Origin of the sequence: Pseudoselenomonas ruminantium, assembly GCF_900142515.1 — a bacterium.
Lineage (GTDB): Bacteria > Bacillota > Negativicutes > Selenomonadales > Selenomonadaceae > Selenomonas_A > Selenomonas_A ruminantium_D.
This window is the reverse complement of sequence record NZ_FRBC01000009.1, coordinates 45,648-66,791: the sequence shown is the minus strand read 5'-3', so window position 1 is coordinate 66,791 and position 21,144 is coordinate 45,648. Positions and strand designations below refer to the sequence as shown.

The following is a 21,144-nucleotide window of genomic DNA, read 5'->3' as shown; positions in this document are numbered from 1 at the left end:
AGACAACCAGCCGCTTTGAAGAAAAGTATCCTGTCGTTGGAAAAAAGCAGGAAAACCATCCTACTACACAGCAGGGAAAAATGGTATGATATAGAGAAAAGGAGGTACTTCGTAATGAAAAAGTTTTTTATGCTGATCGCACTCACCATAACGCTGGCATTCATTCCCCAATTGTCGCCTTTGAAAGCCGCTCCGCCCGCTCAGGAAAAGAAAATCCTGTTCGTGCCGCTGGACAACCGCCCCATCACGGACAAGGAAACCCGTCAGGTTGCGGAAAAACTGGGCTATAAGGTTGTCGTCCCGCCAGAGGAATTGCTGGGCACCAGGGAACAACCCGGTAATCCGGACGGGCTTTGGCAATGGCTGGATGAAAATGCCCGCGGGGCCAAAGCAGCGGTTGTCTCCACAGATGCCATGCTCTATGGCAGTCTGGTCGCTTCCCGCAATCATGAGCTGACTCAGGAAACCATCAGCGAACGGGTAAATCGGTTCCGTACCTTCCATGCAGACCATCCCCGCCTGCCTGTCTATGGTTTTGGCACCATCCTGCGCACCCTGCTGACTGCCACGCACTCCGGCAACGGCATGGAACCAGCACTCTACCAGCAGAACGCCGTGAAGCTTCGCGACTACAGCATGCTTCGCGATAAAGCGGAAATGGGAAAGGCCTCCAAAAAGGAAAAGCGGGAACTGATACGCTTGGAACAAGAGATCGTCCCTGCTGCCATGGAAGACTGGACCCATCGCCACGAGCTCAATTATCAGGCCAACCAGGCACTGATCGATCTAACCGGACAGGGGATTTTCTCCTTTCTTTTCCTCGGCGGCGATGACAGTGCGCTCTATTCCCAGACGCACTACGAAACCCGCCATCTCCGGGAATACGGACAAAAACTGGACAAGACCAGATTCCAGATAACCTCCGGCGCCGACGAACTCGGCATGGTCATGATGTGCCGGGCCATCTGTGACGATCGCTGGGACATCCCCTTCATCTACACGGCTTATAATACCGGCAAGGGCCCCAAGACCATCCCGAGTTATTGCAACGAGGAAATCGGCACCGATGTGGATAATACCATCATCGCCGCTGGCGGCATGCGCGTGCCTGACCCGCAGCGCGCCGAGCTGGTGCTGACCATCAACACCAATCCCGACGGCAGGACTTATGAAGCCAATTCCCCTGCCAATACCACCAAGCCCCGCAAAGGCACCAAGCCTTTTGTGAACCTGGTCCAGGGCTTTGTCGACAAAGGCTATCCTGTAGCGGTTGCCGATATCGCCTACGGCAATGGAGCCGACAATGCCCTGATGAACGAACTGCACAAAAAAGGCCTGCAGTTCAAACTGCAGGCCTATGGCGGCTGGAACACCGCCACCAACACGACCGGTTTCCTGATTGGCACGGGCCTGCTCACCAAATGGATGGACAAACAGGCGCGGGATGAACTCATGCTCACCCGCTACCTCGAAGAATGGGGTTATCAGGCCAACGTCCGCCAGAAGCTCGGCGGTGCTGTATGGAGCCATCCAGGCTACAACCAGCAGACCGGCAACCTCGACGGAGCCAGAGACTTCGCCGCCCAACAAGGCACCGAATGGATGCAGGAATTTGCCCGGCAGAACATTACCCTGCCCGCAGGCCTCTCCTTAGACAAACTCCATATCTCCCATCCTTGGAACCGCTTGTTCGAATGCGAAATAAACTTTTAACGTATCTGTTCGAGGCATAAAGCCGGAGGGCAATATAAGACTATGCCCCCCGTCTGCCCATAAGCATCAACTTAATAATGGTGCCCCTTTGCTGTCATCGAATGTCGCCGTACAGCGGGGATAATTGGTGCAACCCCAAAAGGCGCCGTTCTTGCCGCGTATCAAACGCAGATGCCCTTCCCGGCACTTAGGACACAGGTATTTATCATCCGCCTGTGTCTTTTCTTTTGCCGCTTTTTCCAGCGGGCTGGCCGAGTATTTGGGCTTATCCCCCCAGTCCTGCCAGCCGCGGCCTGATTGCGAAGCTTGATAACTGGCCATATCCGCCGCCATCTGCGCCTCATAGTCAGCCGCCGCAAACAGAGAATTCAAATCCGCCATATCCTGCGCACTGGGGCCGTTGTCACTTTGCGCATACGCCACCGTGGCAGCCTGTCTGGGCCTGTATCCAGCTGCCCCGCCTTGCCGTGCCAGCTGGCTGGCCGACACTGCCGCAGGCGCATTGGTACGGGGACTCCTTGCCAAACGTGCCTTGGCATCCTCGAAATCCGGTTTGCCGTCCTTGTCATTGCAGGTCATGCGGCATTTCGGATAGTTGGAACACCCCCAGAACAGGCCATTCTTACCCTTGCGCTGCGTCAGCACACCGCTATGACAGCGGGGGCAGACATTTTCCCCCGTGACTTCCATCTGCGCGTTGCCCGCCTTGCTGCAGAGCTTCTTCGTAAACTCGATCTGACCGCGCAGGAATTCGTCGAGCGTGCCATCGCCTTCCGACATGGAATGGAGCTTATCCTCCCAAATGGCCGTGGAATCGGGATAGGTCATTTCATCGGGCAGGGCATCAACGAGCAGATAGGCCGCTGGCGTGGGCACGAGATACTTTTTCTTGCCCTGCTTCTGCATGAACTTGCGCTTGACCAGATCTTCGATGATCGTCGCGCGGGTCGCTTCTGTGCCGATACCATAGACATCCTTCAACTGTTTCTTGGCTTCAGGATTCTTCACATATTTGTGGATTTCCTTCATACCTGCCAGCAGCGTGGACTCCGTGAACCGCACCGGCGGCTTGGTAGCCCGCTGGGTCATCGCGCCCTTCTCATAGGTGACGCTGTCCTTTTTCTTCATGACCGGCAGAGTGCCGTCACTTTCCTCATTCTCATTGTCACTGTCATTATCATCAGCGGCGGCTTTTTTCTTCGCCGCCTGATACATGACCTTCCAGCCCAAATCCCGTTCCGTGCGGCCGCTGGCCGTGAAGAGTTCATCCTTATAGGTGACCTCCACCTTGGTCTGGTCATAGAGATGCACCGGATAGAACTGGGCCATATAGCCGCGGGCGATCAGGAAATAGAGATTGCGTTCCTCCGTGGTCATCATCAGCATATCGGCTTTGACCGTGGTCGGGATAATGGCATGATGGGCCGAAATCTTCTTGTCGTTCCAAGCCCGGCTCTTGCTTTTCGTATCCACGCCGCTTGTCCAGCCCGCCAGGCGTTCATCCCCGGCCTGCGCCAGATTCGTGATGATTTTCGTGGCATCGCCGAACTGGTTGGTCGGCAGATATTCACAGTCCGAACGGGGATACGTCGTAAGCTTCTTCTCGTAGAGCTTCTGGGCCGTATCGAGAACCACCTGCGGAGCATAGCCAAACATCTTGCCTGCCAGCACCTGCAAGGAGGACAGGGAAAAGGGCAGGGGCTGCGGCTCCTGCTTCTTTGTCTTCTGATAGGCAGAGATGACACCTTCCCGCGGCTCCTGCTGGAACTCAGCCAGCTTGGCCTCGGCAATCTTCTTGTCGATCAGGCGGTTCTCGCTATCCAGTCCCGCCATGGTATCCTTGGGCTTCCACTGCGCGGCAAAAATGCCGTTTGCATGGGCAAATTCCGCCTTGATGGTATAGTAATCCACGGGCTTGAAATTCTCGATTTCCCGCTCCCGCCGCACCACGAGCGACAGCGTCGGCGTCTTCACCCGGCCGATGGGCAGCACCAGCTTGTCATGGCCGGCCCGGCGGGCCGCCAGCGTATAGGCCCGTGACAGATTCATGCCGATAAGCCAGTCCGCCCGCGCCCGAGCCAGTGCCGACTGCTTGAGATTGAAGAACTCGCTGTTCTCCCGCAGATTGGCATTGGCCTTCTTGATGCTGGCTTCATCCAAGGCATTGAGCAGGATGCGCTTGACCGGCTTCTTATTGCCCAGATAATCCAGCACCTCATCGACCAACAACTGCCCCTCACGGTCAGGGTCACCGCCATGCACGATTTCATCACAGCGGTCGATCAGCCCCTTGACGATGGCAAACTGCTTTTCGCAGGATTTATCCACGAAAAGCTTCCACTGCTGCGGGATGATCGGCAGATCCTCCGCCCGCCATCTTTTGTACTTCGGATCATACTCATCCGGCTCCGCCTGCCGCAGGATATGGCCAAAGAGCCAGGTCACCACGCCTTCCCCGGTTTCCAGATACCCATCACAGCGGCGCACCGGCCCCTTCAGGCACTTGGCAATTTCCCTGCCCATGCTGGGCTTCTCGGCAATATATAAACGCAATTTCACTTACACCTCAAAAAATCAACTTATAAAGTCCGTACACGATAAGTCCCAGCCAGCAGACGACAAACAGGGTAGTCGCCGCCAGAATGGCCGGCATATAGCGCAGCATCTTCCCCGCCTGGTCCTCAGCATAATGACGCACATGACCAGGCAGCATATTCGTCAGCCCCATGATGGCCGTGGGTACGATCACCGCATCATCAATGATGCCAGCCAAAGGAATGGCATCCGGAAGCAGATCGATAGGACTTACCAGATATAAGATTGCCGCCAGCAACAGCCCCTTCACATTCTTCGGCGTATCCCGGTGCTTCAAGGCCACCAGCATCACCAGCAGGTCATAACGGAACAATTTCAGGAACATCAGGATTCTTTTCATGGATTTTCCCTCCTCTGTGTCACTTAATCTTATCATATTCAGCAGGCAAAATCCATAAAGGCAGATACAAAGCCCCCTTCGCCTGCGCAGTGCGAAAGGGGCTTGGCTGTATGGCGGCCATCACGCCAGTATCGCCATGATCTTCTTGTCCAGGATATCCAGATTGTTGGTCGAGATGGTGAGCACCTCGGTTCCTCTGTCCACTTCGCCTTTCGCCTTTTGCGTGCAGGCATGGGATACAGCATTGGTGTTGATGACCAGGATATCCGTGCCGCTGAGCTTATCCCGGTCAAAATTCTTGCTGCTGCCAATGACCTTGAACCCCGGATGGCGCTCCATGACCTTCGCCTGCCAGGCATCCGTGCCGCCAATCACCGCCACCTTCAGCGGCAGGTCAGCGAAACAGTCAACGGCCAGGCTCTCCTCCACGGCCACCAGCGTGTCAGCTGAAGCCACCTCCATCGGCACGGTCTCCTTCACCTCCAAAGGCTCATATTGCCGCAGCCGTTCCCGGATTTCCGTCAGCTTTTCTTGCAAACGGATATTTTCCACCAGCGTATCTTCGTAGTTTTCCCGATACCGATTACGTTCTGCCGTCAGTTCCTCCACCTGAACCGTCAACCCTTCACAAAGCTTCTCCAATTCAGCCAGTCGTTTCAACACACCCTTGCGGGGATTTGTCTGGGGCATTCGTTTCCATTCTGCTACTAAAAACATAAACAAAAGTGTATATGCCCGCAAACCTAGCAAGTTTTAGCGCTTGGATAGAATCTTTCAACTTCCCGATGCACCTTTAACTTTTGCTTATCTATGTTTGCAGAGGCAGTAGCAGTTTTACCACCTTTCTTTTTCCTGAACTCATATTTACGACTAAGGTGCCTCTGCTCTCTCCGAAGTCGCTTCTCCAATCGTTTGACCTTCAACCCCTTATTGATATTCTTGAAAACTCTGCCATCGCTGACGGTTACCGCCATATTTTCCAATCACCCTTATTGTTACGAGGAAAATACAGTTTAACATCATGACGCGCTTTTTTCTTGAAATCAGGGAATCCAGATGTGCCAGCAAAGAATCGCTTAAATGCCTCTGTCTCACATCAAGCAACCCACGCTGATACATCCTGTCCAAAAACTAAAAAAGCGGCCGCCATTTCCACATAGCGACCGCTAAGCCTGTAATCATTCTTCCATTTTCGCCGACTGCTTCACGCCCATCTGCTCATAGAGCTTATCAAAGCGATTGGTGATCTCAGCATGCGTATCCTTGGTGATCTGTGGCATCTCGTCCTGCCCCATCGCGTCCTTCCAAGTGATACCAGCCTGCTTGAACCCTTCTTCCACAGCGTCCTGCATCATCTTCAGTTTCTCCGGATCATTGCCGGCAATAGCTGTCGCCATGTCCATGATGCGGCTGGCCACACTATCAACCGAATACGCACCGCCCTCGCCAATGGCCTCTGCGGCCTCTTCCGGAGTCGTGCCTACAGGCGGCAGGGCAAACTTATCCGTGCCGAACAGGATACCGTCAAAATTCAGCTTGCCGATGCCTTCATCGAGATAACCTTGCAATTTGGCGTTCTGCTCCGTGAGTGTCTTGATCATCAGCTGATAGCTCTTGTTGATGCCATCCTGCAAAGCGTCAACCTGCTCACTGGTAAGCTTGTCCATAGCCGTTGAAGCTTTCTTTGCTTCAGCGGAAATATCCACCGAAAAAGCCTCGCTGGTCGTGGTTGTGGTTTCCTTTGTCGCATCATTTGTCGTGGTGGTGGTGGTCTTCGTATAGTTAGCCTTCACCGCTGCGGTCTGTTGCGACAAAGAAGAAATCATGTTGACATCCATGTTCATCTTCCTCCTTTATCTATGAACCAAAAATACAGACAAGGTTCCTATTTACATTATCGGCTAAGCGCAGGGAAAAATCAAGCATTATTTTGCGAGTTGCGCGACTTTTTTTATTTATGTGAGTATATCCCATCAGCCGTGGACATGCCCCGTTCTCTCAGAGCGTATGCCGGACGATCCGCAACGCCTGGCAGGCTATGCTGACCCGGCACAATACATCGGCCCGGCTCATTTTCACGCCTAGTACCTTCTCGATTTTCTTCAGCCGGTTGCGCAGGGTATTGGCATGGATAAAAAGTTTTTCCGCCGCCTGCGGCAAGGACTCATTTTCCTGAAAATAAATTTCCAAGGTATGCAGCAGTTCCGTATCATTCTGGCTGTCATATTCCATAAGCGGGCCTAATATCTCCTGGGCAAAATCGTCCAGTTCCTCCGTCCGGATATGCGAAAGGAGTTTCAATACCCCCAGGTCCTCGTAGCAGGTAATACCGTTTTCCGGCTGGCGGAAACGTCCCAGGCTCAAGGCCTGCCGCGCCTCCTGAAAACTGCGGCAGATTTCCGCCACCGAGTAATGCAACCTGCCGATGCCCACAGAAAACGGCGGGATCGTGGGAAAGTCCTGTCTGACCTTCGCCATGGCATCCGCCATGATCTGGGCCAGATCTCCCTGGCTGCGGGGCGGTTTATGCGAATCTTCAAAGAGGATGACCAGCTGCATCCGCAGGAGCATCAGGATGGGTTGCACGAAGCGGGCAGAGAGCACGCTCATCCATTCCTTGTCCAGCTCTGCCAGCAGGATTTCCTGTCTGTCCCCCTGCAACGGCCGGTCAAACTCCACGACCACCACATGATGCGGCCGGTCCAGCCGCATATTCCAGTTTTTCCCCATCTCGATGACCTCATCCGAGGACGCAAAATTATGATAGAGAATATCATACAGGAACTGCTCCCGATGCCTGCGCACCATGGCGTTCATCTCGCCTTCATGCCAAAGCAGGAAGGTAAGCTGCAAGCTCAGTTCCAAAAACAGGCAGTACACATTTTCCGCCATTTCCGCCTGCGGACAGTCTGCTGCCAGCCATCCCCAAAGCTGCTTGTTCTGCACCAAAGGTATGACGGTCAGGCCGGCAAAAGGCGTCCAATCCTCCTGCTGCAACGCCTGCCGCTTGCGGCGCAGCAGAGAAAGGCTTTCTTCACGGAAATCAGGCGTTGTCCCGCGCAAATCCCCCAGGCGGTCAAGCAATACCATTTCCATGCCTGTGTAACGGTGCACGACCATAAGCTTGCCCGTGATGTCCTCTGCTTGCCACAGATCTTCCTTATCTTTCTCCATCTCTATCCTCCCGCCAAAAACAAAGGGGCTGCCGCGCCCGGATAAATTTCAGTGACGGCTGCGTATAACGCACCAGCGGATAATCCTTCCAGCCGATCTCCGCCTCTTCCAGATTGCAGATACGCAACGCCTCCACAGGACAGGCCTCTACGCACTGAGGCTGCCTGCCCTCCGCCAGACGTTCCTGACACATATCACATTTGGCCGCCTTCCCCGTATGCGGGAGAATGCGCGGTGCATGGAAAGGACAGGCTCCCACACAACGTCCGCAGCCGATGCATCTGGCACTGTTGTGCATGACAATGCCATCGCGGCGCTTTTCATAACAGCCAGCCGGACACACCCGCATGCACTCCGGCGAAGCACAGTGATTGCAGGACATGGTCAAGAACCCCTGTTCCCGCCGGTCTCCCGACCACCTGTCCACGTGACGGAAGGCTCGCGGCATATCCGGATGCTTGTGCCGGCAAGCCCTCTCACAAGCCCGGCAGCCCACACACCGCGACAGATCCACTTGAAAGCCCAACTGTTGCGGCTCCATAAAAAATCCCCCTTTGCACACATACTCTTATGTATATGATACCACAAGTGAGAACTTTTCACCTGCAAATTTCAACAGAATCAATGAAAGCTTTTCCCCATGACGCTTTCCATGTTATGATAAGGTCAGAACATTTCCATCTGAAAGGAGAATCCTGATGAAAAAGATTCTTTTCCTGTGCCACGGCAATATCTGCCGTTCGACAATGGCTGAGTTTGTGATGAAGGAACTGGTACGCCAGGCGGGCAAGGAGGCGGAAATCCTTGTGGATTCCAAAGCCTGCCGCACTGATGAGATCGGCAGCGACACCCATCCGGGCACTAAAGCCGCCCTCACCGCCCATAACATCCCCTTCACCAAGCGAAAAGCCCGCCAGATCCAGCGGGCTGATTATGATGCCTATGACTATCTCGTCGCCATGGACGAGGAAAATATGCGCGACCTGATGCGCCTGACCGGCCATGATCCCCAGCACAAATGCCATTTGCTGTTAAGCTTTGCCGGCGAGGATCGGGAAGTCGCCGATCCCTGGTATACAGGCAATTTCGAAGTGACCTATCAGGATGTGAGCAAGGGCTGCCGGGCATTCCTTGAACAGCTTATCTGACGAACTTCTGCAGCGGCTTGACAGCGGCGTAGAAAGCCAGGATATTCACAGCCCCTTCTGCCAGCAGTCCCGGTGCCGAGGCCAGTCCGGCCGTCAGGCTGTCATAGAGCACCGCGCCAAAGGCCGTGTAACCTGTGGCCATCACCAGACAGGCCAATACCAGAGCCAGCAAGGTACGCGGTGATGTAAGGAAATCCCTGTCCGACAGTTTTGCCATGTGCAGGAATGTTTCTGCCATAGCCCATTTGATTATAAGCGTCGGCCCTATCCAGAGGGGAAAACCGCCCATAAGATCTGCCAACATGGAGCCTAAGCAGGCGGCAGCCAAAGCCTCCCGCCGCCCACCCAGGCACAGGAGCACGAATATCGCCGCATCCCCCAAATGAGCATAGCCCAGAGGAATCGGGATCTTCGGCACAAAAGTCAATAAGAACACAATCGCCGTCATGACCGCCGTAAGACTGATATCACGCGCGGTCCAGCGGCTTTTTTCCATATCGGATAAATACATAATCATTCCCCCTTCATAAAATATGAGCCTATTGTAACACTTTACATTACCCATTGCAATACTAGGCATAATTTACCCCATTATACATTCCACGCCACTATATTTGCGCTATTTGTCCTCCAGCAAAAGATTTCCATCCTGCTCGGAACGGATAATTTGTCAAAACCTCCCTGCTGGCAGTATAATGGAAAAAACGATCCGAGAAAGGTGACTGTTCCATGCCCAAGCGCAATATCGACCTAAATCGCTGTCTGTTCCATTACACCAATGTCAGCTGCAACCGCTGCCAAGCCATCTGCCCGCAGTCGGCCATCCAGAATCGCGATATTGATGCGGAAAAATGCGATAACTGCGGACTCTGCACGGCTGTCTGTCCCACGGGAGCTATCCAAAGCGATGCCGATTATGATGCCGTCCTTACCGTCACGCAGAACTTCACCCCGCAGGTATTGATGTGCCGGAAGGTATCGCCTGCCGGCATGCCCTGCCTGGGTGCACTCAATCGCCGCCTGCTCTGGGCTCTGGCCGAAAAACAGCCGCTGGCCATCGACACCAGCCGCTGCGCGGCCTGCAATCCCGCGGTCTTCCAATGGCTGGAGACCGAAATCGCCGCCTGCAATGACGCCCTGCAAGCAGCAGGCAAGGCTCCACTGAAGCTCGTCCATGTAAAGGACGCTGCCCCTGCCGCTAAACCTGTGGCCCGCCGCTCCTTTTTCCGTTCCCTGTTCCATGCCGCTGCTGATACCGCCACCGAGATTGCCGCCGCACAGACGCAGCAGCAATACGCTTTTGACCCGGTGATCTGGCTGGAAAAACAGGGCGCTTCTCCTTGTAGCCTCTTTCCCGGCCTGACCATGCAGGCTTCCTGTACGGCCTGCGGGCTCTGCACCATGCTCTGCCCGGAAAAAGCCCTGACCATCCGCGATGGCCGGGAGCTGGCCTTCAATCCGGTGAGATGCACCGCCTGCGGTCTCTGCCACAATAACTGCCCCCAAAGCAGCCTGAAACTGCTCCCCAGTTTCAACGGCCAGACAGCCTTTCCTCTGCGCACAGACGCTCCGTCCCCACCAACTGTCCAGGATGGATCCACCTTGCAAAGAGGCTGACCCCGCGAAAGGAGGTTCCCATGTTTTTTCACGGCAATTGTCAAGTCACCCGCCATATATGTCCCCGCAACTGCTACGACTCCTGTCCCATACTGGCCTATACCCGCGGTGGAAAACTCGAATACATCACCGGTGATAAAAAAGAAGGTGCCTCCGGCCGGCTTTGCAGCAAGCGGGAAGAAATCCTCGCCACAGTCTATCATCCCCAGCGCCTGCTCTATCCCCAGCGCCAGTTGAGGCGCGGGTCCGGCCAATGGCAGCAGATTTCCTGGAACGAGGCCATCGATATCATTGCCCGGAAGATCCTGGAGCTGAAAGAACGCTACCATTCCACCCTCCCCCTTTGCCTCAACAAGTATTCGGGCAATTTCAGCCTGCTCCATTACGCCGCCGAGGGAATGTTCAACAGCCTCGGCCCTACCACCCAGACCACCGGCACGCCCTGTTTCTCCTCTGGTCTGGATGCGCAGCGGCTGGATTTTGGCGCCAATGTGACGGCTGATATCCGCCAGATGCTGGAAGCAAGACTGATCATCCTCTGGGGCATCAACCCCGCCTGGACCTCCGTCCATACCATGCCCATCATCTACGCCGCTCAGGAACGCGGCGCAAAAGTCGTGGTAATCGACCCGGTATACACGGAAACCGCCCGCAAGGCCGATTACTATATCGAACTGCGCCCTGGCGGGGATGCTGCGCTGACTGTCCTGCTGCTGCAAAAACTGGCTAAGACACAAAAGCTTTCCTACAATCCCGACCAAACAACAGGTGCCGCAGAACTTATCGATGCCGCTTTGCAAATGCCTGCCGCGCCCCTGCTGAAGGCTGTCGGACAAACCGATGAAGCCATCTCTTTCCTGGCTGGCCTGCTTGCCGAAAACCATCCTACCCATATCTGGTGCGGCTTTGGCCTGCAACGCCACATTCAAGGCGGACTGACCATCCGCCTGATCGATGCGCTTTCCCTGCTCACCGGCAATATCGGCATTCCCGGCGGCGGTGTGAACTTTGCCGACAAGGGCATGGATATTTTCCCCTTCCATATCATGCAAAAGCGCCAGGACACCCGCTTCGTCAATATCAACAACTTCGCCCAAAGCCTGCAGGACCTCACCGATCCTCCGATAAAATTCCTCTGGATAGCCTGCCGTGATCTGCTGCGGCAGGATGTGGGACTGAAAGACCTGCTGCAATTCTGGTCTCAACTGGAACTGGTGGTGGTGGCCGATAAGTTCCTGACGCACTCCGCGCAGATGGCGGATATTGTCCTGCCGGTCACCACCGAATTTGAGGAACTCGATGTATACGGCAGCTACTTCCGCCATTGGGTGGGCCTGAACGAACCCGCCATCCCTCCACAAGGGGAAGCCAAAAGCGATCTGGAGATTGCCCGCCTGCTGACGCGCCGCCTCAATGAGCTGGCCCCCGGCACCAGCACATTCCCTGCCCATCGCCGTGATGAGGAATTCCTCGCTGCCGAATTCACGCCCGCAGTCTGTCAGGCTTTGCACATAAAAAAATGGCAGGACCTCTATCAAGGCCCTGCCCGCTTCCGGCATCAGGCATATCCGTGGCAGGACGGCCGCTTTGCCACCGCGGATGGCAGATTCCACTGCTGCACCCTGCCGAAGGATTTCCCCCAAATGCTGCCCACCAAAGAATATCCGTTCCATTTCCTGACGCCCCATGCCCAGGAACATATCAACGGCCAAAGTTATCACCAGCACCATCTCATGTCAGAGTATCCGCTAGTCTACATCCATCCGGATGCAGCCCGAAAACACCAGCTTCAGGACCTGCATCCCGCCGTCGTCTGGAACGAACAGGGGCAGATCACCGTCAGCGTCAGATTCCGCACAGACCTCGCCCCGGACATCATCCTGAGCATGCAGGGCGCCAGCCAGAAAGGCGGACTCAACGTCCTGAACTCCGGCGTCCCCACCGACCTTGGCCTGCTGACCACCTCCGCCTCCGGCGTAGCCTTCTACGACGTCTTCGTCAACATCGCCCCCAAATAAAAGTAGATCGGAAAATCCCCTTCATAGACCAAAACGTCCGTTGACCAAAATGTCAACGGATGTTTTCTCTAAATTGCAGTTTGCTGATGCGAGCTGGAACACAATTCGTTACAAAGCAATGGGGCGGCGGTGGGAATACTTTTTCGCCGCTCCACTAAATGACCCGCCAGCAAAAGTACGTAACTTCCAGCAACTTGGCGCCGGGCAGGCCGGCGGCGCGTCTATCAACGCAACTTCCAGCACATGCTGTTTGCGGGCCAGTCCTCACTTCGTTCGGACAGTCGTTCCGTCGGCGAAAAAGCATCCCCACCTCCACCCAAAGTTACGTTGGTGTACACTGCTATGTTCCGGCTGTAAGCTGCAAGCACATCGATGTGCTTGTTCCGGGAGAAGCGATTCGTGCCAATGCCCAAAATCGTGCCTTGGGGCGAACGGGAGAGTGCTTTTTCTGTGGGAACGACTGTCTGAGCGACAGCGAAGACCGGCCCGACGTAGGCAATAGCTAAAGAGCACGCTGAAAAACGCGCCGCTGGCCTGCCCGGCGCATTCAGCTAAGTAACTCTAACCTTGCAGGGAGGGTCGTTTAGCGGAAACAGAAAAAGTACTCCCCCGTGAACCCCTGACGGCGCATGAACGGATTGCCTTTGGCACTAACGCACCAACAAACTGCAATATCTTCACAAATGCTTTTATTTATTTTGATACTTGTAGCCTATCCAGAGGCACAAGAGCCATACCGGCAGGATATAGACCGCCAGATCCATGCCTTCGATCTGCGTCATAAGGCCCCAGATGGCCAGCAGGAAGGCGATGCAGAGGTAGTTGACGAACGGGTAGAGCGGCGATTTGAATTTCGTCTCCTTGCCTGCCGCCTTGCAATGGGCACGGAATTTCAGATGGGTGATGACGATGGTCAGCCAGCTGATGGTCGCGGCAATGGTAGCAATGGACATCAGGAACATGAAGATTTTCCCCGGGAAGAAGTAGTTGAGCGCCACACAGATCAGCGTGATGCCCGAGGAAAGGAGGATGCCCCGCACCGGCACGCCGCGCCCGGAAAGCTTGCTCAGAAACACAGGGGCCTCACCTTTGGCCGCCAACCCATAGAGCATGCGGCTGTTGCTGTAGATGGCGGAATTATAGACCGACACCGCCGCCGTCAGCACCACGAAGTTCAGGATATGAGCCGCGGCAGGAATCCCCACGCTCATGAAGATCTGCACGAAGGGACTGGCCTCCATCCCCACCTCGTTCCAGGGCCAAAGCGCCATGAGTACCGCCATCGTGCCCACATAGAAGATGAGGATACGCCAGATGACCTGATTGATGGCCTGCGGGATGGTCTTGTCCGGATTTTCCGCCTCGCCTGCGGTAATGCCGATCAGCTCAATGCCGCCAAAGGAGAACATGACCACGGCGATGGACAGCGCCAGCCCCCAGATCCCATGGGGCAGGAAGCCGCCGTTATTCCAGAGGTTGCTGAAGTTCTGCGGAAAGGGCTGGGGATTGCCCAGCAAAATATACAACCCCAGTACAATCATCAGCACGATGGCCGTAATCTTGATCAGCGCCATCCAGAATTCCGTTTCCCCATAAAGCCGCACATTGATGAGGTTCAAGGCGGTAATGGCCACCAGACAGATCAAAGCCGCAATCCACTGCGGCAGGTCCGGGAACCAGAACTGCATATAGATACCCACGGCGGTAAGCTCGGCCATGGACACCAGCACATAATTGAACCAATAATTCCAGCCGGACATGAAGCCCGGAAACCTGCCCCAATATTTCGTGGCATAATGGCTGAAAGAACCGGACACCGGCTCATCCACCGCCATCTCCCCGAGCATCCGCATGATGAAGAAAATCATGATGCCGCCGATCAGATAAGCCAGCATGACCGCCGGCCCCGCCAGCGCAATCGTCGAGGCTGACCCATAGAACAGCCCGGTGCCGATAGCCCCGCCCAAGGCAATCATCTGCAGATGGCGGTTCTTCAGCCCCCGCTTCAATTTTCCGTTTTCACTCATAAGATATTCCCCTTCTAAATATAATAAAGCCTTCCCCTCTGAGGAAGGTGGCAGCCGCAGGCTGGCGAAAAGGGTTCCAGGATAAAAGCCCCTTCCACCGCTGACGCGGTCCCCCTTCCCCGACAGGGAAGGCTAAAGTTCCTTGCCTATTGTAACATAAATCAGGAACACTTTACAACATTACATCAATAACGCTGCCTGTCTTTGAGCGCCCGTTCCACTTCCCGCTTGGCGGCTTTCTCATGGAGATCCTGCCGCTTGTCGTAGTTGTGCTTGCCGGAAGCCAGGGCCAGTTCCAGCTTCGCCTTGCCGTTCTTGAAGTAAATCTTGAGCGGCACCAGCGTAAAGCCTTTCTCGCGCGTCTTGGCAAAGAGCTTGACGATCTCGCTCTTGTGCATCAGGAGCTTCCGCGCCCGCAGCGGGTCGTGGTTGAAGATATTGCCCTGGTCATAGGGGGAAACGTGCATGTTCTCCACGAAGATTTCCCCGTTCTTGATCATGGCATAACTGTCCTTGAGGTTGGCCTTGCCGGCACGCAGGGATTTGACCTCCGTGCCCACGAGGGCAAGACCTGTTTCGTATGTCTCATGGATAAAGTAGTCATGGCGTGCCTTGCGGTTTTCGCAGACTACCTTCATACCGATATTTTTCTTGCCCATTCTCTCACCTCGAACTTATTTGCTATTCCCCGTACCGCCTTCCGTCTTGCGGTGCGGACGCGGACGGCGCTTGCCCTTGGACTTCTGCGCCTTTTCTTTTTCAGCCCTGGCGGCTGCGGCGGCCATTTCCCGTTCCTTCTTCTCATGGTATCCGGGAGGGTCCGGCCAGATGGCGCTGTTGAGCCCCGTCACATAGACGCGATGGTAACCGGCTTCCTTGTCGCCGCGGCGTTCCTCGCGATTGCGGCTGCGGTCGCCCGAGCCTCCACGGAAGGAGCCGGAACCGACACGGCTTTCCTTGTCCGCGCGTTCGGCCTTGCCCGGACGGCGGCTCTTATCATTGCGGTTCTTGCGCTCTTTGGGCTGACGCTTTTCCTGATTTTCCTCCTGCGGCAGTTTTTCGCCGGAAGCACCGCGCTTCTTATGGTTGCGGCGCTTCTTATGCTGGCTGTGTCCCTGCTGCTCCTTCTGCTGGCTTTCTTCCTCCGTCAGCATGGGCTCGGCAATCAGTTCATCTTCAAGCAGCGGCTTGTTCGCCTTCTTGGGGCGGGGCGCCTTCGTTTTCTTGTTGCTCTTCCGGCCGTCATTTTTCTTAGCGGCTGGCTGTTCCGGCACATACTGGCCGTTATCTTTCAACACAAAATCCAAATTCCGTTCCTCCACATTGGCCCGCGCGAGGATTACCTCCACCTCATCGCCCAAACGGTATTTCATCCGGGTGCGCTCGCCAATCATTGCATATTGTTCTTCCACATATTCATAATAGTCATTGGTCATGGTGGAAACATGAACCAGACCTTCCACACCGTTATCGAGTTCCACAAAGATACCGAACGCGGTCACGCCGCTGATGACACCTGTGAACTCCTCGCCCACGAACTGCGCCATATACTCGATTTTCTTCATGTCCGTGGTCTCGCGTTCTGCCTCGATGGCCACCCGCTCCCGCTGGGAGGTATGGTCGGCAATCTCAGGCAGCATGGTCTTCAGCTTGGCCTGCCGTTCTGCGGGGATACTGCCTGTCGCAAAGGTCTCCCGCAGGAGGCGGTGGACAATCAGATCCGGATAGCGGCGGATGGGTGACGTGAAGTGCGTATAATAGCGGGCGGCCAGGCCAAAATGGCCCAGACTCAGCTCACTGTAGCGCGCCTGCTGCATGGAGCGCAGGGACACCGTGCTGATGATGCGTTCCTCCGGACGACCCTCGACTTTTTCGAGTACCTTCTGCACATCCATGGGCTGGATCTGCCCGGCTTCATCCCGCTTCACATAAAGACCGAACGTTGCCAACAGGTTGTTGAGCCGTTCGATTTTTTCCTCGGAAGGCTGCTCATGGACGCGGTACATGAAGGGCAGGTTCTTCGTGTCCATATGACGGGCCACGGTCTCATTGGCTGCCAGCATGCATTCCTCGATGATGGATTCCGCCAGGCTGCCTTCCCGCTTGATGAGTGCCACCGGATGACCGTGTTCATCCAGCTTGACCTTGACTTCTGGCAAGTCGAAGTCGATAGAGCCGCGGCGATGGCGCTTGGCCTTCAGGACACCGCGCAGCTCGGCCAGCGTCTCGAGCATCGAGAGGATATCGTGATTATCGGACAGGAAGGGTTCTTCCTTGCCCACCAATACCTTGTTGACGATATTGTAAGTCAGACGGCGGTAGACATGGATCACCGTCGGCAGGATCTCGTAACTTACGACCTCGCCTTCCGGGGAAATCTGCATCTCGCAGGCCATAGCCAGGCGGTCAACACCTGCATTCAGGCTGCAGATGCCATTGGAAAGCTCCCTGGGCAGCATGGGAATCACGCGGTCAACCAGATAAACACTCGTGCCGCGGGCATAGGCTTCCCGGTCAAGGGGCGCATTTTCCCGCACATAATGGCTGACATCGGCGATATAGACACCCAGGAAGTAAGAACCATCAGGGTTCTTGCGGGCAAAGACACCATCATCGAGATCCTTGGAGTCCTCACCGTCCACCGTGACGATGGGCAGGTCACGGCGGTCAGCACGGCCCCGGTATTCCTCCGGTGCAGGCTCCTGCTCAACGACATCGGCTTCCGCCTGCACATCCTCGGGGAAGCTTTCGGACAGCTCATACTGGCGCATCACCGAGAGCACATCCACGCCGGGATCGCCCACCTTGCCCAGCACTTCAATGACCTCACCTTCCGCACTGCGGCGGCCGCTGGGCCATTTGGTGATTTTCACGACCACCTTGCTGCCCGTCTTGGCACCCTTGAAGAATTTCTTGGCCACGAAGATATCCTGCGTGAGCTTCGTATTGTCCGGCGTCACAAAACCAAAGGTCTTGCTGCGCTCAAAAGTGCCCACGATCTTCTCATTGGCATGCTCAAGGATGCGGATGATCTCGCCTTCGCGGGAACGGCCTTCCTCCTGCGCCGGCGCAACCCGCGCCACAACACGGTCGCCATGCATGGCGGAGCCCACGGCATTGGCCGGAATGAATACATCCGTCTCCTCTTCCGTTTCCCGGACGTCCGGAATCAAAAAGCCAAAGCCCTTCGCCGTCATGGAAAGACGCCCCACGGCCAGATGCATGCGGCTGGGCACACCGTAAAGGTCACTGCGATTCCTGATGATGGCCCCTTCTGCCTCCAATTCATCCAAGGCTGCTTCAAAATCCACCAGTTCTTCGTCCGTCAGTCCCATCTCTTCGCCTAAATCTTCGGCGGCCAGTGGCTTATAGGCAGCTTCTCGCATATAAGCGAGGATTCTTTCTTTTAAGTCCATTTTTTCTCCTTACATAAATTTACGATTTACCTGCAAACATAAGGCAAGCGTAATCGGCTCCCAAGGACGGGAGCCGTCGGGCGTAAATCCCGTGATGGGATTTCAGCCCGCTGTTTCTTTTGGTGACTTTTCTTTGCACCAAAGAAAAGTCACACCACTACCCTTGCAGGAAGGCCGCAGCCTCTTCAAATACTCTCTCTCTTTCGCTGGCCAGGGGCAACAGATGCCCGGATTCCTCCAGCCAGACGATTCGCGCCTGTCCCTGCACATGGGACAGGATATAGTCTGCGCTCACCGGTGCCGCCGTATGGTCATCCCGGCTGTGCATGATGAGCGTCGGTGCCTTCACTTCCTCGATAGCACCCTTGGTCTTTTCGATGACCTCCACCAGCTCATGGATGGAAATCAGCGGCATCTTGCGATAGGTACGATTGGCAGCAGGGGGTACGTCCCTGAGCTTCCGCCTGGGCTTGGTCACATAGCCGTCATAGCAGGCTTCCCGCGGCGGCAATGCCGCCAGCCCCCGTTCCTCGGGGATGAAGATCGGCGCAGCCAGCGTCACGACATGGGAGATGACCTCTTCCGTGGACAACAGCAGGGCAAAGAGCCCGCCCATGGAGTGCCCGATCACCGAAATCTCCTCACAGAAGCCCGAGAGCAGAGCATAGCCATCCCGCACGGAGTCCATCCAGTCCTCCCAGGTCATATGGCGCATATCCTCCACCGTCGTGCCATGTCCAGCCAGCCGCACGCCGAGTACCGTAAAGCCGGCCTTATTCAGATGCTCTCCTAAAAGCAGCAATTCTGCAGGCAGTCCCGTAAAGCCATGGATAAGGAGCACCCCTTTTTTGCCGCCCGGCATAAAGAAAGGCTCTGCTCCCGGTAAAATCATCTTCGTACCCCCAATTATTTCCAAATATTCCAAAATCTAAAATATCCCTGCTCTAGTGAACAGGGATGCTCTTTATTAGCTTGTCATTTTGGCAATCACGATGGTGATCGCTGCGAACAAGATAGCCAGCACCACTGTCACACGCGCGAGCAGTGCATCCATACCACGGGCCTTGCCGGAGAAAACGGTGTCCGCACCGCCACCCATGCCGCCCATGCCGGCAGATTTTGCTTCCTGTCCCAGTACTGCTGCGATGAGGGCGATTGCCACCAGCGCATCAATTATCATCAAAACGGTAAGCATTAGATAAGCCTCCCTTTTATTACAGTCTTCAATTCATAGTAACACAATTACAACCCGCTGCGCAAGCTTTTTTCTTCGCAAATTCATGACGTTTCCCATAAAAAACCCGGTGAAGCACGAACCGCCTCACCGGGATATTCCACCTTTATAAACGTTTAGGAAAGATACGGTTTGACCGCAGCAGCCATTGCATCTTTAGCGGCCTGTGCTTCTGCCAGATCCTTGCCCTTGGTCGTATAGTAAGCCTTGATTTTCGGCTCCGTACCGGACGGACGGATGATGACGGAAGAACCATCTTCCATCTCATAGGTCAGCACATTGGCCTTGGGCAGGCCCGTAGCAGCCGTATCAAGATAGTCGATGACCTTCGCTACCTTCTTGCCAGCCAGTTCCTTGATGGGGTCCTTGCGCAGGTTCTCCATCATGCCCTTCATCTTGTCCATGCCGGACAGGCCCGGGAACTCGAAGCTGTCCACCTTGTTGAGGTAGCGGCCATACTGCTGATAGATCTCTTCCAGGCGCTGTTTGATGGAAGAACCCTGGCTGCGGTAATAGGCAGCCATCTCGCAGATCAGCATGGAAGCCACGACAGCATCCTTATCGCGCACATAAGGGCCAGCCAGATAGCCATAGCTTTCCTCGAAGCCGAAGATGAAGCGTTCCACTTCACCGGCCTTCTCCAGGCCGAGGATCTGGTCGCCAATCCACTTGAAGCCCGTCAGCGTATGGCGCAGCTCTACGCCATAGTGCTTGGCCACAGCATCAGCCAGCGGCGTGGATACGATGGATTTCACAGCCACAGGATTCTGGGGCATGGTGCCCTTTTCCTGACGGCCGGCGCAGATATAATCGAGGAGCAGTACGCCCATCTCGTTGCCGGACACCAGCTCATAGGAGCCATCCGGGCACTTCATGGCGATGCCCACACGGTCAGCATCCGGGTCAGTGGCCAGCATCAGATCTGCATCCTCTTTCTTGGCCAGTTCCACACCCTTTTCCATCGCAGCGAGGATTTCCGGGTTCGGATAGGAGCAGGTCGTGAAATAGCCGTTGGGGTATTCCTGCTCCGGCACGATCGTCACATCATCAATGCCTATATCACGCAGCACGCGGGTAACGGGCACCAGACCCGTACCGTTGAGCGGGCTGTAGACCAGCTTCAGACCAGCCGTCTTGCAGAGGCCCGGACGCACCTGGCAGGCCTCGATATTTTCATAAAGGCCATCCTTGCAGTCTTCCCCGACAAACTTGATCAGGCCTTTTTCCACACCTTCAGCAAAGGACATGTACTTTGCACCGGTCAGCACATCGGTCTTCTGGATGGCATTGTAGACCACATCAGCAGCATCATCGGTCATCTGGCAGCCGTCGGGGCCATAAGCCTTGTAACCGTTGTACTTGGCTGGGTTGTGGCTGGCTGTCACCATGATGCCGGCATTTGCTTTATAGAAACGGGTGGCAAAGGAAAGCGCCGGTACCGGCATGGGTTCGTCGTAGATGCGGACATGGATGCCATTGGCGGCAAGAACTCCCGCAGCTTCCTTGGCAAAAGTCCAGCCCTTGAGGCGCGTATCATAGCTGATGGCTACGGTCTGGCTGCCGCCTTCGCCCTTCACCCAGTCAGCCACGCCCTGGGTAGCCTGACGCACCACCCAGATGTTCATGCGGTTGGTGCCGGCACCCAAAGTGCCACGCAGGCCTGCCGTACCGAACTGCAAAGATGCAGCAAAACGCTCCTTGATGGCTTCGTCATCACCTTCAATGTCCCGCAGCTCTTTCCCCAGATCGCAGTCAATGAGGTCAGCCTCCAACCAACGCTTGTATTCATCTTGATACATAATAAATCCACCCTTCATTTAGTTTGAATCAATATATGTATATATACAACGCAACATTTAAAA

17 protein-coding genes are annotated in these 21,144 nt (G+C 55.3%); 4 read left to right on the top strand and 13 right to left on the bottom strand.

Annotated elements, in window-relative coordinates:
- The first annotated feature begins 114 nt into the window (after positions 1 to 114).
- Positions 115 to 1,713 carry a DUF4127 family protein gene (locus BUB68_RS06245; protein ID WP_178139475.1) on the top strand — a complete coding sequence of 533 codons (1,599 nt, stop codon included), beginning with the start codon at positions 115 to 117 and terminating at the stop codon, positions 1,711 to 1,713.
- Between the two features lie 66 nt (positions 1,714 to 1,779).
- Here BUB68_RS06245 and BUB68_RS06240 read toward each other — a convergent pair whose 3' ends face one another.
- From BUB68_RS06240 to BUB68_RS06210, 6 genes are all read right to left on the bottom strand, one after another.
- The gene (locus tag BUB68_RS06240; RefSeq protein WP_073089164.1) at positions 1,780 to 4,266 is read right to left on the bottom strand and encodes a DNA topoisomerase III; all 2,487 of its coding nucleotides are present in this window, start codon (positions 4,264 to 4,266) and stop codon (positions 1,780 to 1,782) included.
- A 13-nt stretch (positions 4,267 to 4,279) separates the two neighbouring features.
- Positions 4,280 to 4,648 (bottom strand): YkvA family protein, encoded by a 369-nt coding sequence (locus BUB68_RS06235; RefSeq protein ID WP_073089161.1) that lies wholly within the window; start codon positions 4,646 to 4,648, stop codon positions 4,280 to 4,282.
- Between the two features lie 120 nt (positions 4,649 to 4,768).
- Complete coding sequence (locus BUB68_RS06230; protein WP_073089159.1) at positions 4,769 to 5,338, bottom strand: hypothetical protein; 570 nt, start codon at positions 5,336 to 5,338, stop codon at positions 4,769 to 4,771.
- Between the two features lie 488 nt (positions 5,339 to 5,826).
- Complete coding sequence (locus BUB68_RS06220) at positions 5,827 to 6,486, bottom strand: hypothetical protein (protein WP_073089154.1); 660 nt, start codon at positions 6,484 to 6,486, stop codon at positions 5,827 to 5,829.
- Positions 6,487 to 6,646: 160 nt separating this feature from the next.
- Positions 6,647 to 7,822 carry a PucR family transcriptional regulator gene (locus BUB68_RS06215; RefSeq protein ID WP_073089152.1) on the bottom strand — a complete coding sequence of 392 codons (1,176 nt, stop codon included), beginning with the start codon at positions 7,820 to 7,822 and terminating at the stop codon, positions 6,647 to 6,649.
- The gene (locus tag BUB68_RS06210; protein WP_073089150.1) at positions 7,809 to 8,363 is read right to left on the bottom strand and encodes a 4Fe-4S dicluster domain-containing protein; all 555 of its coding nucleotides are present in this window, start codon (positions 8,361 to 8,363) and stop codon (positions 7,809 to 7,811) included. The genes BUB68_RS06215 and BUB68_RS06210 overlap by 14 nt, the downstream gene beginning before the upstream one ends.
- 157 nt (positions 8,364 to 8,520) lie before the next feature.
- Between BUB68_RS06210 and BUB68_RS06205 the strand changes: the two genes are divergently transcribed.
- Positions 8,521 to 8,970, top strand: coding sequence for a low molecular weight protein-tyrosine-phosphatase (locus BUB68_RS06205; RefSeq protein WP_073089148.1), 450 nt, complete (start codon positions 8,521 to 8,523; stop codon positions 8,968 to 8,970).
- Here BUB68_RS06205 and BUB68_RS06200 read toward each other — a convergent pair.
- On the bottom strand, positions 8,963 to 9,481 hold the full coding sequence (locus BUB68_RS06200) for an ECF transporter S component (RefSeq protein ID WP_073089146.1): 519 nt from the start codon (positions 9,479 to 9,481) through the stop codon (positions 8,963 to 8,965). The genes BUB68_RS06205 and BUB68_RS06200 overlap by 8 nt on opposite strands.
- A 218-nt stretch (positions 9,482 to 9,699) precedes the next feature.
- On the opposite strand from BUB68_RS06200, the gene BUB68_RS06195 reads away from it, so the two are divergent.
- On the top strand, positions 9,700 to 10,587 hold the full coding sequence (locus tag BUB68_RS06195) for a 4Fe-4S binding protein (protein WP_073089144.1): 888 nt from the start codon (positions 9,700 to 9,702) through the stop codon (positions 10,585 to 10,587).
- 20 nt (positions 10,588 to 10,607) lie between these two features.
- Positions 10,608 to 12,605: a molybdopterin-dependent oxidoreductase gene (locus BUB68_RS06190; RefSeq protein WP_073089142.1), complete on the top strand. Its 1,998-nt coding sequence runs from the start codon at positions 10,608 to 10,610 to the stop codon at positions 12,603 to 12,605.
- Between the two features lie 689 nt (positions 12,606 to 13,294).
- On the opposite strand, the gene BUB68_RS06185 is transcribed toward BUB68_RS06190, so the two are convergent.
- The 6 genes from BUB68_RS06185 to BUB68_RS06160 form a co-directional block, all read right to left on the bottom strand.
- The gene (locus tag BUB68_RS06185; protein ID WP_073089140.1) at positions 13,295 to 14,632 is read right to left on the bottom strand and encodes an amino acid permease; all 1,338 of its coding nucleotides are present in this window, start codon (positions 14,630 to 14,632) and stop codon (positions 13,295 to 13,297) included.
- Between the two features lie 185 nt (positions 14,633 to 14,817).
- Positions 14,818 to 15,291 carry an SsrA-binding protein SmpB gene (gene smpB, locus BUB68_RS06180; protein WP_073089138.1) on the bottom strand — a complete coding sequence of 158 codons (474 nt, stop codon included), beginning with the start codon at positions 15,289 to 15,291 and terminating at the stop codon, positions 14,818 to 14,820.
- Positions 15,292 to 15,306: 15 nt separating this feature from the next.
- Entirely contained in the window at positions 15,307 to 18,048 is a 2,742-nt protein-coding gene (gene rnr / locus BUB68_RS06175; protein ID WP_073089136.1) for a ribonuclease R, read from the bottom strand.
- A 157-nt stretch (positions 18,049 to 18,205) separates the two neighbouring features.
- The gene (locus tag BUB68_RS06170) at positions 18,206 to 18,940 is read right to left on the bottom strand and encodes an alpha/beta hydrolase (protein ID WP_073089134.1); all 735 of its coding nucleotides are present in this window, start codon (positions 18,938 to 18,940) and stop codon (positions 18,206 to 18,208) included.
- Between the two features lie 75 nt (positions 18,941 to 19,015).
- The gene (secG, locus tag BUB68_RS06165; protein WP_073089132.1) at positions 19,016 to 19,243 is read right to left on the bottom strand and encodes a preprotein translocase subunit SecG; all 228 of its coding nucleotides are present in this window, start codon (positions 19,241 to 19,243) and stop codon (positions 19,016 to 19,018) included.
- A 155-nt stretch (positions 19,244 to 19,398) separates the two neighbouring features.
- A complete protein-coding gene (locus tag BUB68_RS06160) occupies positions 19,399 to 21,081 on the bottom strand; it encodes a phospho-sugar mutase (protein ID WP_073089130.1) in 1,683 nt (560 codons plus the stop codon).
- Between the last annotated feature and the right edge of the window lie 63 nt (positions 21,082 to 21,144).

Excerpts from the sequence above, each read along its gene's own strand:
- BUB68_RS06215 (WP_073089152.1), bottom strand. The coding sequence starts at position 7,822 with ATGGAGAAAGATAAGGAAGATCTGTGGCAAGCAGAGGACATCACGGGC.
- BUB68_RS06160 (WP_073089130.1), bottom strand. The coding sequence starts at position 21,081 with ATGTATCAAGATGAATACAAGCGTTGGTTGGAGGCTGACCTCATTGAC.
- BUB68_RS06185 (WP_073089140.1), bottom strand. The coding sequence starts at position 14,632 with ATGAGTGAAAACGGAAAATTGAAGCGGGGGCTGAAGAACCGCCATCTG.
- BUB68_RS06235 (WP_073089161.1), bottom strand. The coding sequence starts at position 4,648 with ATGAAAAGAATCCTGATGTTCCTGAAATTGTTCCGTTATGACCTGCTG.
- BUB68_RS06220 (WP_073089154.1), bottom strand. The coding sequence starts at position 6,486 with ATGGATGTCAACATGATTTCTTCTTTGTCGCAACAGACCGCAGCGGTG.
- BUB68_RS06170 (WP_073089134.1), bottom strand. The coding sequence starts at position 18,940 with ATGATTTTACCGGGAGCAGAGCCTTTCTTTATGCCGGGCGGCAAAAAA.
- BUB68_RS06210 (WP_073089150.1), bottom strand. The coding sequence starts at position 8,363 with ATGGAGCCGCAACAGTTGGGCTTTCAAGTGGATCTGTCGCGGTGTGTG.
- BUB68_RS06190 (WP_073089142.1), top strand. The coding sequence starts at position 10,608 with ATGTTTTTTCACGGCAATTGTCAAGTCACCCGCCATATATGTCCCCGC.
- secG (WP_073089132.1), bottom strand. The coding sequence starts at position 19,243 with ATGCTTACCGTTTTGATGATAATTGATGCGCTGGTGGCAATCGCCCTC.
- BUB68_RS06245 (WP_178139475.1), top strand. The coding sequence starts at position 115 with ATGAAAAAGTTTTTTATGCTGATCGCACTCACCATAACGCTGGCATTC.
- BUB68_RS06195 (WP_073089144.1), top strand. The coding sequence starts at position 9,700 with ATGCCCAAGCGCAATATCGACCTAAATCGCTGTCTGTTCCATTACACC.
- BUB68_RS06205 (WP_073089148.1), top strand. The coding sequence starts at position 8,521 with ATGAAAAAGATTCTTTTCCTGTGCCACGGCAATATCTGCCGTTCGACA.
- smpB (WP_073089138.1), bottom strand. The coding sequence starts at position 15,291 with ATGGGCAAGAAAAATATCGGTATGAAGGTAGTCTGCGAAAACCGCAAG.
- BUB68_RS06230 (WP_073089159.1), bottom strand. The coding sequence starts at position 5,338 with ATGCCCCAGACAAATCCCCGCAAGGGTGTGTTGAAACGACTGGCTGAA.
- BUB68_RS06200 (WP_073089146.1), bottom strand. The coding sequence starts at position 9,481 with ATGTATTTATCCGATATGGAAAAAAGCCGCTGGACCGCGCGTGATATC.
- rnr (WP_073089136.1), bottom strand. The coding sequence starts at position 18,048 with ATGGACTTAAAAGAAAGAATCCTCGCTTATATGCGAGAAGCTGCCTAT.